Raw genomic sequence first — 11,925 nt, forward strand, 5'->3', positions numbered from 1 at the left:
CACGCCTCTGTCGGCCGAAGCCGCGCAGCGGTCACGCGCTGAGTGGGCGGGACCACTCCGGTGTCGTCCCCGTCACCCGGCACAGGGCGAGGTAGAGCGGTATCGGCGGGGTGTACGGCACCGTGCCCTCGGAGCGGTGGATCAGCCGGGCGCCGCCGGGCATCGGGGCACCCGGGCTGTAGTGGGCCGGGGCGGGCCAGCTGAGTGCGTAGTCGGAGTCCGACGGGACGATCCACCACCAGTGCGTGCCGTCGGCGTACACGCAGCCCACCCGCGGCAGCCGGGGTACCACCAGCGGCCCGAGACGTGCCGGTACCGCCACGGCGTCGCAGCCCAGCGGTGTCGTCATGCCCTCGGGTACCGGGAACCGACGGGTACCGCCCTCGGCCGCCGGCCGCTGGCCGCGTCGCAGCCGGACCAGGGTGTCAAGGCCCAGCGAACGGCCGAAACCGGGGACGCCGTTCACGCCTGCCTCCGCCCGGGCACCGGGCGCAGCGCCGCCTCCGACTGCCCCTCTTCCCCGGAACCGGGCGAGGGACGGTGGACCGGGCTGTGCGCGGGCCCGTGCGACGGGTCGCGCGAGGGCCCGCGGGACGAGCCACGCGACGGGCCCGGGTCGGGGCGGGCGCCCCACCCCAGGTCGTTGCGGGGTTCGGCGGTGTCCTGGGCGGCATCGGTCTGGCGCGGCAGCTCCGCCCAGACCAGCAGCCCGGGACCATGCTCCTGAGCTCCCCACGCCTGGCACAGCGCCTCGACGAGGAGCAACCCCCTCCCGTGCTCCTCGTCCGGACGCTGCGGGGACGGGTGGGGCTCGTCGGGTGCACAGCCCTCGTCGTGCACGGCTATCCGCACCGTGTCGTCGTGGTCGTGCAACTCGCACACCACGCGACTGCTCGCGGTGTGCACGATCGCGTTGGTGACCAACTCGGATATGACGAGTACGGCGGTGTCACAGGTGTCCGCGCAGACCGACCAGCCGGTCAGCCGGGCGCGCACCAGGCGTCTCGCCTGGGCGGGGGAACCCGGATGAGCGGCCAACTCGAACCGGAACCGGCGCTCGGCAGCGCCCCTACCAGGGGCGACAACCGCGGCAGCGCCGAGACCGAGACGGTCTCCGGCGGCGTCTGTTCCTAAGGGCGCGGACGGAATCACGCTTGCCACTATCGCCCCGCCGTGAACACTTGGCAAGAGTCACTCTGAAAAATGCAGAGTGCTGTGTGACGCGGTGAGAGGCCGTGGCACACTGCTCGCAACAGCATGTCGAGCGGCGCCAGTTGGGATCAGTGAGGATCTGGCGGACCGATCCGGCCAATGCGATCGATGCGACTGAACCGGGAGTTTCCGGTTGTTCTGGTCAATTCGGTCACTCTGTCGGCCTGGTTGTCCCGTCAGACCTTCGAATGAGTCTTCGAATGGCGCCGCTGGGCTGTCAGCATGCCGCTGACACCTGTAGCCGGGTGACACCTGTATGTGGCGGCGGCCGTGCCGCCGACGCGCACAAGTGGCGCTCCGGTCAGGGAACTTCGTGGAGGTGGAGCGTGAGTGAGCCGCGGTCCGCGCCGACCGTGGGCCAGGTGGTCCTCGGCCGGCGCCTCCTTGACCTGCGCGAACGCGCCGGGCTCAAGCGTGAGGAGGCCGCCCGTGTGCTCCGCGTGGCGCCCGCCACCGTCCGCCGTATGGAGATGGCCGAGGTCGCCCTCAAGATCCCGTACCTCCAACTGCTCCTGAAGGCCTACGGGGTGACCGACGAGGAGGCCGACGTCTTCGTCCGGCTCGCCGAGGAGGCCAACCAGCCCGGCTGGTGGCAGCGGTTCCACGACATCCTGCCGGGCTGGTTCTCCATGTACGTCAGCCTGGAGGGCGCGGCGAGCCTCATCCGCTCCTACGAACCGCACTTCGTGCCCGGGCTGCTGCAGACCGAGGACTACGCGCGCGGGGTGCTGAAGTCGGGAGCCGTCGGCCAGACCCAGCCGGAGGAGATCGAGCGCCATGTCGCCCTGCGCAGGCAACGCCAGGACCTGCTCACCCGTGATGACGCCCCCCGTTTCTGGGCCGTGATGGACGAGACCGCCCTGCGCCGCCCGGTCGGGGACCCGGAGGTGATGCGCGCGCAGATCGACCGGCTGCTGGAGGTCACGAAGCTGCCCAATGTGACGCTCCAGGTCGCCCCGTTCGCGAGCGGGCCGCACCCGGGGACGTACGGGCCCTTCGTGCTGTTCCGATTCGCCATGCCCGAACTGCCGGACATGGTCTACAGCGAGTACCTGACCGGCGCCGTCTACCTGGACGCGCGCACCGAGGTGGCGACCCACCTCGAGGTCATGGACCGCATGGCGGCGCAGGCCGCCACGGCACAACGCACGAAGGAGATCCTCCGGGATCTCCGCAAGGAGCTGTGAATGGATCGCATCAAACCCCAGTCCGGGCCACGGAACCGCACCGAGCGGATCTACAACGGCATGCCCGCCCGAGAACTGGGCAGCGAGGGCTGGCACAAGCCGTGGAGCGGCGGCAACGGCGGCAACTGCCTGGAGGCGATGAAGCTGGCCGACGGCCGGATCGCCGTCCGTCAGTCGACCGACCCGGACGGGCCGGCGCTGATCTACACCACGGACGAGATGACGGCCTTCATCGAGGGCGCCAAGGCGGGTGAGGCCGACTTCCTGCTCTCCTGAAGCTGCTTCTTTTTCTCTTGTTCAACTTCTTTGTAATGGTGCTGAATTGATCGTCTACCGTGTCAGACGCTTACGGAGTGCCTCGTGATCGACACCAGCAAGCCGCATCCCGCACGGATGTACGACTGGTATCTCGGCGGGAAGGACAACTACCCGGTCGATGAGGAGATGGGCAGGCAGATGCTGGCCCTCGACCCCCGGGTGCCGGTGATGGCCAGGGTCAACCGCGCCTTCATGCACCGCTCCACCCGGTGGCTGGCCGAGCAGGGCGTACGGCAGTTCCTGGACATCGGCACGGGCATCCCGACCGAGCCCAACCTGCACCAGATCGCCCAGGGCGTCGCGCCCGAGACCCGGGTCGTCTACTGCGACAACGACCCGATCGTGCTGGCCCACGCGGCTGCCCTGCTGCGCGGCACGCCCGAGGGCGCGACGGAGTACCTCCAGGCCGATGTGCGCGACCCGGCGGCGATCGTCGCCGGCGCACGCGAGATCCTGGACCTCGAGCGCCCGGTCGCGCTGTCCCTCGTCGCCCTGCTCCACTTCGTCCCCGACGAGGACGGGGCGCACGAGCTGGTCGGCCGGCTGCTCGCCGAAGTGCCGTCCGGCAGCTACCTGACGATGACCCACGCCACCGCCGACTTCACCCCGGAGGAGTCGGCGGCGGCCACCGCGAAACTCAAGGCCGCCGGAGTCACCCTGGCGCTGCGCTCCCGGGAGGAGTTCGGCCGCTTCTTCGACGGCCTGGACCTGGTCGACCCCGGCGTCTCGGTGGTCCACCACTGGCATCCGGAGCTGGGTGAGCCGGTGCCGGGGCAGGACGACGGGGTGATTCCGGGGTACGGGGCGGTGGGGCGCAAGCCGTAACGGCTGACGGGGGCTGCCGTATCCGGCCGGGGCCGAGGCTCAGCCCGTGGTGGATCTGCGCCAGTACGGCGTCCCGATGCCGCCGACCGTGAGGCGCGCGGGCCGCACGCCCCCGGCGAACATGCCTACACGGACATCGGCCGGTCGTACGGCGATATCGGTGCCGGCAGCTGCGAACTCCCCGTCAGGTAGCGGTCGACGGCGGCCGCCACCGCCCGTCCCTCCGCGATCGCCCAGACGATCAGCGACTGCCCGCGCGCCGCGTCCCCGGCGGCGAACACACCGGGCACGTTCGTGGTGAACTCCGCGTCCCGGGCGATCGTCCCGCGCGGCTCCATCACCACCCCCAACTGGTCGATGAGCCCGTCCTCCCGGTCGGGACCCGAGAAACCGAGCGCGAGCAGCACCATGTCGGCGGGCAGCGTGCGACCGGTCCCGTGCACCGGCTGCCGCGCCGCGTCCACCTCCGTCAGGTGCAGCGACCGCACATGCCCGCTCTCGTCGCCGGTGAAGCGGAGCGTCGACGCCGCGAACAACCGCGCGTCCGCGTGCGCCGCGGGCGCCGTCTCAAGGTCCCGCGCCTCCTCGTGCGCCGCCGACAGCCGGTAGATCTTCGGATACGTCGGCCACGGCTCGACGTCCTCGTCCCGCTCCGCCCCCGGCTGCGCGTAGATGTCCAGCTGGGTCACCGACGCGGCCCGCTCCCGCACCGCCGTCCCCAGACAGTCCGCCCCCGTGTCACCCCCGCCGACGATCACCACATGCCTGCCGGCGGCCGACATCGGCGACCGGTCCAGATCCCCCTCGCCCACCCGGTTGGACAGCGGCAGATACTCCATCGCCTGGTGTATCCCGTCCAACTCCCGGCCCGGCACCGGAAGTTCCCGCCACGCCGTCGCCCCGGTCGCGATCACCACCGCGTCGTACCGCGCCCGCAGCTCCGCCGCCCCGATGTCCCGCCCCACCGCCATCGACGTACGGAACTTCGTCCCCTCGGCCCGCATCTGCCCCAACCGCCGCTCCAGATGTTGCTTCTCCATCTTGAAACTGGGGATGCCGTAGCGCATCAGCCCGCCCAGCCGGTCGTCCTTCTCGTACACGGCGACGGTGTGACCGGCCCGGGTCAGCTGCTGCGCCGCCGCGAGCCCGGTCGGACCGGACCCGATCACCGCCACGGTCCGCCCGGACAGCCGTTCCGGGGGCCGCGGCGAGGCGAACCCCTCCGCCCAGGCCCGGTCGGCGATGGCGCACTCGACGTTCTTGATCGTGACGGCCGGCTGGTTGATCGCGAGCACGCACCCCGCCTCGCACGGCGCCGGACACAACCTCCCCGTGAACTCGGGGAAGTTGTTAGTCGCGTGCAGCCGGTCGCCCGCAGCCCGCCAGTCCTCCCGCGACACCAGGTCGTTCCATTCGGGGATCAGGTTGCCCAGCGGACACGCGTCATGGCAGAACGGCACCCCGCAGTCCATGCAGCGGTCCGCCTGCTTGCTGATGATGGGCAGCAGCGCCCCTGGGACGTACACCTCGTCCCAGTCCCGGACCCGCTCCTCGACCGGCCGCCGCGGCCACTCCTCCCGCGGCGTGGTCATGAAACCCTTGGGATCGGCCATGGTCGACTTCCTCGTGTGCGATTGCCCCAGGCCGTGCGTCATCGGGCGGTGCTCTTTCGGCCACGATACGTCCGCTCGGTGGCGCCCGCAGAGTGGCCGGCAGCGCCTTCTGCGGGGCTTCCTCAGGTGATCGCCAGCCGGGAGTCAGCCAGGAGCCAGGCGGAGGTCAGTCGGCTGTCAGTTTTCTCCCATGCCTCCCTCAGGACAGGGCCAGTACATAGACGACCGCCGCCACGGCCGACGCGAGGGCGCGCACATGGTTCCACCGCGTCCACTCACGCACATATGCCGGCCAGTAGGAGGCGGCCTCCGGGGTGCCCGGCTCCAGCTCGGCCAGCGCCTCGTTCCGGGGCACGTTCGCCACCAGGGTCAGCCCGAACGAACCGAACATATACAGCGCGCTGCCCAGCAGCAGCTCCGTCTTCCCGTCGTCCGGCCACACCACGAACGTCACCACCGCGATCATCGCGCACAGCACCGCCGACCCGGCGAACACCAGCATGAACGCGGGGGTCACCGCCGCCCGGTTGATCGCGTTCATCGCGGCGACCCCCCGCGCCGGCGGCAGCGCGGCCAGCCCGGGCATCACAAAGGTCGAGAACCCGCAGAACACCCCCGCCACCAGCCCGGTCCCCAGGACCCCCAGCAGGACCAGTACGTAATACGGCCCGTCGATCACGATCACCACACTCACTCTCGCCCCTCGCCTCGGACACCTCCGCCACTCAAGTCAATGCCCACGCCCGCCCTGCCTACCTCCCTGTCCTGCCCGGGCTCCACCGGCCAGCTGTCCTGCCCGGCGTCAGCCGGTCAGGCGGATCTCCACCCCGGCCTCCCACTCCCGCAGCACCGCCTCCACCGTCCTCGCGATCCGCCGCCGCGCCTCGTACCGTGGCACCCCGCTCATCAGCAGCTGGTCGTACGGCGTGTCCACATGCCGTACCCCCGCCACCACCGCCGAGACCACCACCTCCTCCGTCAGCGCCCGCCCGGCCGCGGTCCGCCCCACCCGCCCGCTGCCCCGCAGCGAGGCGTGCGCCGCGATCGTCCGGGCCCGCTCCACCGGGCAGCCCGGGAACAGGCGCAGGATCTCCGCCGCGAAGGCCTCCGCGAACCGCACGTCCTCCGACGCCCGCCGCTTCGCGTCCCGCGCCCGGCGCCGCCGCCGCGCCTCGGCATCGGCCAGACACCGCTCCTCGGCCCGGGCCAGCGCGCTCTCCTCGACGAGGACGCCCTGCCGCTCGTACCGGCTCCTGCGCCGGTTGAACCGCACCACCACCGCCGACAGCGTGCTCTCCTCCCGCGACCGCCGGGTCAGCGCGGTGTCCCCGCGCGGCAGGAACACCAGATGCCCGAGATCGGCACACTCCAGACACCGCGGCGCCCCGTCCTCCAGCATCAGCAACGACAGCGGCCCCCGCCGACAGGCCGCACACCGCTTGTGCCGAAGGGGCTGCACAACCAGAAGCCCACCGTGGTGAGGGGGAGTTGCGAGGCGTGTCATATGCGGTTCTTTCCCCTTTCGGGCGAGGTATCCCACGTCCGTACGGCGCCGGGCGCACGACCGGCGGTCCGGCCGGGAGCAGGGGCGCGACCCGGTCGCCGTCGGCCATACCCGCGACTCAGGGCACCGGGCACCTTGACGCACCTCACCGGGGTGCCCCGGCCCCGGCACGTCCGCAGCCCTGCCCACGCGGCATCATGACCCCGTGCGACTCGAAGCGATCACCTGGGACCGGCTCGCCGAGCGCCTTGCCGAGCGGCTGGCCGAACTGAAGCCCGCCGACGGGGGCGCCTGGCCGCGTGTCGCCCTCGACGGTGCCCCGGCCGCCCGGCCCGGGGACCTCGCGGAGCGCGTCGCGGAGGCGTTGCACCTGCGAGGCCGGCCTTCGCTCGTCGTGGGCGCCGAGGGCTTTCTGCGTCCCGCCTCGCTGCGTCTGGAGCACGGTCGCCGCGACGCGGAGTCGTACTACGGCGGCTGGTTCGACACCAACGCCCTGTGGCGGGAGGTCTTCGGCCCGCTCGACCCCGGCGGGACCGGACGTGTCCTGCCCGACCTGTGGGACCCGGCCACCGACCGGGCCACCCGCAGCCCCTACCTCCAGCTCCCGCCCGGTGGCCTCCTGCTGCTGCACGGACCGCTTCTGCTGCGGCACTGGTTCCCGTTCGACCTGACCGTCCACCTCCTGCTGTCTCCCGGCGCCCTGCGCCGCCGTACTCCCGAGTCCGAGCACTGGACCCTCCCCGCCTTCGCGCGCTACGAAGCCGAGAGCGACCCCGCCGGCACGGCCGACGTCCTGGTCCGCGCCGACGACCCGAGGCATCCGGCATGGAGCGGCTGAACCACCCGCGGCAGGCCCCGCGATCTGCCCTCGGCGGCCGATCCGGCAACCGCCTTTGTGCGCGCACGCCTGCAACTGGTCTGTTCGCATGATTCTTCGACCCGGCCGACCCCTACCGCTCCGCGTGATCACCAGGGTCGTCCCGCGCAGGGTCGTCGCGTTCTCGGCCTGAAGCCGCCCTGAGGGGCCGTGGGGGTCGTGGTCCTCGGTGCTGCCGGTCGTGGAGGCTCAGAGCCAGCCGTTGCGCCGGAAGCCCCGGTACAGCACCAGACAGGCCAGCGATATGACGCCGATGACGAGTGGATAGCCGAACCGCCAGTGCAGCTCCGGCATGTGATCGAAGTTCATGCCGTACACCCCGCACACCATCGTCGGCACGGCGATCACCGCGGCCCAGGCCGTGATCTTCCGCATGTCCTCGTTCTGGGCGACCGTCACCTGCGCAAGATGCGCCTGGAGAATGGAGTTGAGCAGTTCGTCGAAGGACGCGATCTGCTCCTTGGCGCGCATCAGATGGTCGAGCACGTCCCGGAAGTAGGCCTGTATCTCCGGGGCGATCACCCGTATCGGCCGGGTCGTCAGCTCCTCCATGGGCCTGCCCAGCGGCACCACCGCCCGCTTCAGCTCCAGGAGTTCACGCTTCATCTGGTAGATCCGCCCCGGATCGGCCCGCGCCCCGTTCTCCGCGAAGACGTCCGCCTCGACCTGGTCGATGTCGGCCTGCACAGCGTCCGTGACGTTCAGATAGTCGTCTACCACATGGTCCGCGATCGCGTGCAGCACCGCCGCCGGCCCCTTGGCGAGCTGGTTCGGCGTCGCCTCCAACTCCTCGCGCAGCGGCCCCAGCGAGCCGTGCCGGCCGTGCCGTACCGTGATCACGAACTCCTCGCCGACGAACACCATGATCTCGCCGGTGTTCACCACCTCGCTGGTCGCCGTCAGCTTCTCGTGCTCGACATAGCACACGGTCTTGAACACCGCGAACAGCGTCTCGCCGTACCGCTCCACCTTCGGGCGCTGATGGGCCTCGACCGCGTCCTCCACGGCCAGTGGGTGCAGGTCGAACAGCTCGGCGATGCCCGCGAACTCGCTGTCCGTCGGCTCGTGCAGCCCCAGCCAGACGAACCCCTCGCCCTTCTTGCGCACCCGCTCCACGGCGGAGTACAGATCGCTGCACTCCGGGACCCGCACACCCTCCTCGTACGTCACGCAGTTGACCACCGAAGAGCCCAGCGGCGACCGCGCGTGATGGTTCAGGTCGACGCGGGGCCGCCGCCGGGCCAGCCGCGCCACCTTGCGCAGGCCGCCGGCCCTGCCCAGCTCTGTGACCTTGCGCAGATTCCCTGCCATCGTCATCCGGATCTCCTTGCATGGATCCCTTCGCACAACGCTTCCGCGCCCTGCCGGGCAAGTCTGCCAGCCCGGCGTGAGACACGGGTAAGCCTGTGGGAGCAGCAGGTTCCGGTTGGTTCCCGCCTGTGGACAACCCGGCCTCGCGAGGCCTGTTCCGGCCCGTACACCGGCCGGCCACGAGTTCCCCGCCTCCGGCGACCGCACTCCCGCCGTCCCGTCCCGGAGCCTCGGCCGGACCGGAGGCCTGACCGTCCCGGAGCCTCGGCCGGACCGAGGGCTTGACCGCCCCGGAGCCTCGGCCGTACCAAGGGCTTGACCGTCCCGGACAACCCGGGCAACTGGGATGATCGCTTCATGACACCAGCCGACGGATATCTCCTCGACAACCGCCAGAGCGAGGCCGGACAGCGCTTCGACGCCTTCGCCGCCCTCTTCGACCCCACCACCTTCCGGCACCTCGAGGCGTTCGGTCTCGGACCGGGCTGGCGCTGCTGGGAGGTCGGGGCCGGCGGCACCTCGGTGGTGTCCTGGCTGGCCGAGAAGGTCGGACCGACCGGCCAGGTCGTCGCCACCGACATCGACACCTCGCTGCTCACCACGGCCGCCCGCGCACCGGTCGAGGTCCGCACCCACGACGTCGGCGCCGAGGAGGCGCCGGGGGAGGGCTTCGACCTGGTGCATGCCCGGCTCGTCCTGGTCCATGTCCCGGACCGGGAACGGGCGTTGCGCTCCATGATCAAGGCCCTGCGCCCCGGCGGACGGCTGCTGATCGAGGACGCCGACCCCGCCCTCCAGCCCCTGACCTGCCCCTACGAGTACGGCCCCGAGCAGCGGCTCGCCAACCGCCTGCGCCGGGGCTTCCGCAAGCTCCTCGCCGAACGTGGCGCCGATCTGTCGTACGGCCGCAAACTCCCGCGGCTGCTGCGCGCGGCCGGGCTGCACCACGTGGAGGCAGACGCCTACTTCCCCGTCGCCTCGCCCGCCTGCACCGCCCTGGAGTCCGCCACGGTCCGGCAGATCCGCGGCCGGCTCGTCACCGCGGGCCTGGCCACCGACGAGGAGATCGACCAGCACCTCGCCAATGTGACGGCCGGCGACATGGACCTCGCCACGGCCCCGATGATCTCTGCATGGGGCCGCAAGGAGTAGATCCGCCGGGCGAAGGCGCCGGCCGGCCGATTCCGGTCGCGGTGCCGTGTCAGCCGTGGACGGGCGGTCTGGCGCCCACACGCTCCACCGCCCTCGCGCCCGCCCGGCAGCCCCGAGCCGCCGCTTCCCCGGGATCCGCGCCGGCGACCAGCGCGGCGAGGAACGCCCCGGTGAAGGCGTCGCCGGCGCCCGTGGTGTCCCGGGGCGTCGCCGGTTCGGCCGGAACCCGCGCGAGGACGCCGCCCGCCTCGGCGACCAGCGCACCGTCCGCCCCCGCCTTGGCCACCACCAGCGGGACACGGCGGCTCAACTCGGCCGCCGCGTCCGCCGGGTCGGGCAGCCCCGTCAGCAGACAGGCCTCGTCCCGGCTCGGCAGCAGGACGTCCACGCCCTCCACGAGCGCCAGGAAACGGTCCACGCCCAGCGTCACGAGGAACCCGGCCGACGCCGGATCCAGGCTCACCGGTACGCCCCGAGCGCGTGCCGACGCCAGGGCCACCGCTACCAGCGCCCGGCTTGCCTCGGAGAACAGCAGATAACCCGACAGATGCAGCCGGGCTACCCCGTCGAGCAGCGCGTCCGACCAGTCGGCGGGCTCCAGCCGCAGCGACGCCCCGCTGTCCGTGAGAAAGGTGCGCTCGGCCGAGTCGCCGTTGTCAACCAGGCAGATCACCGTCCCCGTCGCTGCCTCGGGGTCCACCACCAGCCGTGGCCGCACCCCGGCCGCGAGCAACTCCCGCTCGTGCCACTCGGCCGCGTCCGCGCCGACCCGGCCCAGCAGCCGTACGTCCGCACAGCCCGTACGGGCGGCCCAGCAGGCCACGTTCGCGCCCGCCCCGCCGGGCACGGTCCGGATCACGGCGGCCGTGTCCGTGCCGGTCGCGAGCGGACCCCGGTGGCGCGCCACGACATCGGTGACGACGTCCCCGACGACCAGCAGCGCGCCCTCTGCGGCTGCCGTCACCCCCTGGCCCACGCCGACGCGATCCGCGCCGCCAGCCGTACGTTGCCGCGCACGGCCGCCAGATTGGCCTCCAGCGAGGCGCCGTCCGTGTGCCGGACCAGATAGCCGAGCAGGAACGGCGTGACCGCCTGACCGGTGATCCCCTCCGCGTCGCACGCGTGCAGCGCGTCGGCGAGTACACGCGCGTGCAGCACGGGATCGAGCTGCTCCGCCTCCGGGACCGGATTCGCGACGATCAGCGACGTGTCCGCCGCGTCGAGCGCGTCCTGCGCCCGCATGACCTCCGCGACCTGCGCCGGGGTCTCCAGCGTCCAGTCGACCGGATACCCGGAGTCGGACAGATAGAAGCCGGGGAAGCGGGCCGTGCCGTAACCGGCCACCGCCACCCCCAGGGTCTCCAGACGCTGCAGGGTCGCCGGCACGTCCAGGATCGACTTCACGCCCGCACAGACCACGGTGATCCGGGTACGCGCCAGCAGACCCAGATCGGCGGACTCGTCCTGGGTGACCGTCCACTCCCGGTGCACCCCGCCGAGACCGCCCGTCGCGAACACCCGGATGCCGGCCAGCGTCGCCAGCTGTGCCGTCGCCGACACGGTGGTCGCCCCGCTCGCCCCGGCCGCCACAGCGAGCGGGAGGTCACGGTGGCCCAGCTTGCGGATCCCGTCCTCGTTGGCGACCCGCTCCAACTGGTCCTTGGCCAGGCCGACATGGGGCCGCCCGTCCAGCACGGCGATGGTCGCGGGCACGGCACCCTCGTGCCGTACCGCCTCTTCCAGCTCCAGTGCCACCTGGAGGTTGCGCGGGCGCGGCAGCCCATGCGCGATGATCGTGGACTCCAGGGCCACCACTGCCCGGCCCGCGCCGAGCGCCTCACGGACCTCTTCCGACATCACCAGCACCACGCGCCTGCCTCCTGTCCGTCGGTCTTCCCTCATCTCTGGCGGGCGGCACACCCGGCT

At 71.9% G+C, this 11,925-nt stretch carries 13 protein-coding genes; 5 read left to right on the top strand and 8 right to left on the bottom strand.

The genetic code is table 11. From position 1 onward, the window contains the following. Positions 1–31: 31 nt before the first annotated feature. Both AB0D59_RS22365 and AB0D59_RS22370 read right to left on the bottom strand, forming a co-directional pair. Positions 32–466 carry a hypothetical protein gene (locus AB0D59_RS22365; RefSeq protein ID WP_362567945.1) on the bottom strand — a complete coding sequence of 145 codons (435 nt, stop codon included), beginning with the start codon at positions 464–466 and terminating at the stop codon, positions 32–34. Further along, complete coding sequence (locus AB0D59_RS22370) at positions 463–1,038, bottom strand: ATP-binding protein (protein ID WP_362567948.1); 576 nt, start codon at positions 1,036–1,038, stop codon at positions 463–465. Before AB0D59_RS22370 ends, AB0D59_RS22365 begins: the two co-directional genes overlap by 4 nt. A gap of 500 nt (positions 1,039–1,538) precedes the next feature. Between AB0D59_RS22370 and AB0D59_RS22375 the strand changes: the two genes are divergently transcribed. The 3 genes from AB0D59_RS22375 to AB0D59_RS22385 all read left to right on the top strand — a co-directional run bounded on the left by AB0D59_RS22375 (position 1,539) and on the right by AB0D59_RS22385 (position 3,542). Then, complete coding sequence (locus tag AB0D59_RS22375) at positions 1,539–2,399, top strand: helix-turn-helix transcriptional regulator (RefSeq protein WP_362567950.1); 861 nt, start codon at positions 1,539–1,541, stop codon at positions 2,397–2,399. After that, positions 2,400–2,675 (top strand): DUF397 domain-containing protein, encoded by a 276-nt coding sequence (locus tag AB0D59_RS22380; RefSeq protein ID WP_089100964.1) that lies wholly within the window; start codon positions 2,400–2,402, stop codon positions 2,673–2,675. 84 nt (positions 2,676–2,759) lie between these two features. After that, entirely contained in the window at positions 2,760–3,542 is a 783-nt protein-coding gene (locus tag AB0D59_RS22385; protein WP_362567953.1) for an SAM-dependent methyltransferase, read from the top strand. 125 nt (positions 3,543–3,667) lie between these two features. Here the strand turns inward: AB0D59_RS22385 and AB0D59_RS22390 are convergent, their stop codons facing one another. From AB0D59_RS22390 to AB0D59_RS22400, 3 genes are all read right to left on the bottom strand, one after another. Beyond that, positions 3,668–5,155, bottom strand: coding sequence for a glutamate synthase subunit beta (locus tag AB0D59_RS22390; protein ID WP_362567954.1), 1,488 nt, complete (start codon positions 5,153–5,155; stop codon positions 3,668–3,670). 199 nt (positions 5,156–5,354) lie between these two features. Further along, positions 5,355–5,834, bottom strand: a complete 480-nt coding sequence (locus tag AB0D59_RS22395; protein ID WP_362568530.1) for an anthrone oxygenase family protein — start codon at positions 5,832–5,834, stop codon at positions 5,355–5,357. A gap of 123 nt (positions 5,835–5,957) precedes the next feature. After that, the gene (locus AB0D59_RS22400) at positions 5,958–6,659 is read right to left on the bottom strand and encodes a DUF2293 domain-containing protein (protein ID WP_362567957.1); all 702 of its coding nucleotides are present in this window, start codon (positions 6,657–6,659) and stop codon (positions 5,958–5,960) included. 205 nt (positions 6,660–6,864) lie between these two features. Between AB0D59_RS22400 and AB0D59_RS22405 the strand changes: the two genes are divergently transcribed. Then, complete coding sequence (locus tag AB0D59_RS22405; protein ID WP_362567960.1) at positions 6,865–7,497, top strand: uridine kinase; 633 nt, start codon at positions 6,865–6,867, stop codon at positions 7,495–7,497. A gap of 228 nt (positions 7,498–7,725) precedes the next feature. On the opposite strand, the gene corA is transcribed toward AB0D59_RS22405, so the two are convergent. Then, positions 7,726–8,853: a magnesium/cobalt transporter CorA gene (gene corA / locus AB0D59_RS22410; protein WP_362567962.1), complete on the bottom strand. Its 1,128-nt coding sequence runs from the start codon at positions 8,851–8,853 to the stop codon at positions 7,726–7,728. A gap of 351 nt (positions 8,854–9,204) precedes the next feature. Here corA and AB0D59_RS22415 point away from each other — a divergent pair, with 351 nt between their 5' ends. Next, positions 9,205–9,999, top strand: coding sequence for a methyltransferase domain-containing protein (locus AB0D59_RS22415; RefSeq protein WP_362567965.1), 795 nt, complete (start codon positions 9,205–9,207; stop codon positions 9,997–9,999). Between the two features lie 49 nt (positions 10,000–10,048). Here the strand turns inward: AB0D59_RS22415 and AB0D59_RS22420 are convergent, their stop codons facing one another. Next, positions 10,049–10,963: a sugar kinase gene (locus tag AB0D59_RS22420; RefSeq protein WP_362567967.1), complete on the bottom strand. Its 915-nt coding sequence runs from the start codon at positions 10,961–10,963 to the stop codon at positions 10,049–10,051. Then, entirely contained in the window at positions 10,960–11,865 is a 906-nt protein-coding gene (locus AB0D59_RS22425; RefSeq protein ID WP_362568533.1) for a pseudouridine-5'-phosphate glycosidase, read from the bottom strand. Before AB0D59_RS22425 ends, AB0D59_RS22420 begins: the two co-directional genes overlap by 4 nt. Between the last annotated feature and the right edge of the window lie 60 nt (positions 11,866–11,925).

Origin of the sequence: Streptomyces sp. NPDC048417, from assembly GCF_040651615.1 — a bacterium.
Classification (GTDB): Bacteria; Actinomycetota; Actinomycetes; order Streptomycetales; family Streptomycetaceae; genus Streptomyces.

Excerpts from the sequence above, each read along its gene's own strand:
- AB0D59_RS22400 (WP_362567957.1), bottom strand. The coding sequence starts at position 6,659 with ATGACACGCCTCGCAACTCCCCCTCACCACGGTGGGCTTCTGGTTGTG.
- AB0D59_RS22390 (WP_362567954.1), bottom strand. The coding sequence starts at position 5,155 with ATGGCCGATCCCAAGGGTTTCATGACCACGCCGCGGGAGGAGTGGCCG.
- corA (WP_362567962.1), bottom strand. The coding sequence starts at position 8,853 with ATGACGATGGCAGGGAATCTGCGCAAGGTCACAGAGCTGGGCAGGGCC.
- AB0D59_RS22380 (WP_089100964.1), top strand. The coding sequence starts at position 2,400 with ATGGATCGCATCAAACCCCAGTCCGGGCCACGGAACCGCACCGAGCGG.
- AB0D59_RS22415 (WP_362567965.1), top strand. The coding sequence starts at position 9,205 with ATGACACCAGCCGACGGATATCTCCTCGACAACCGCCAGAGCGAGGCC.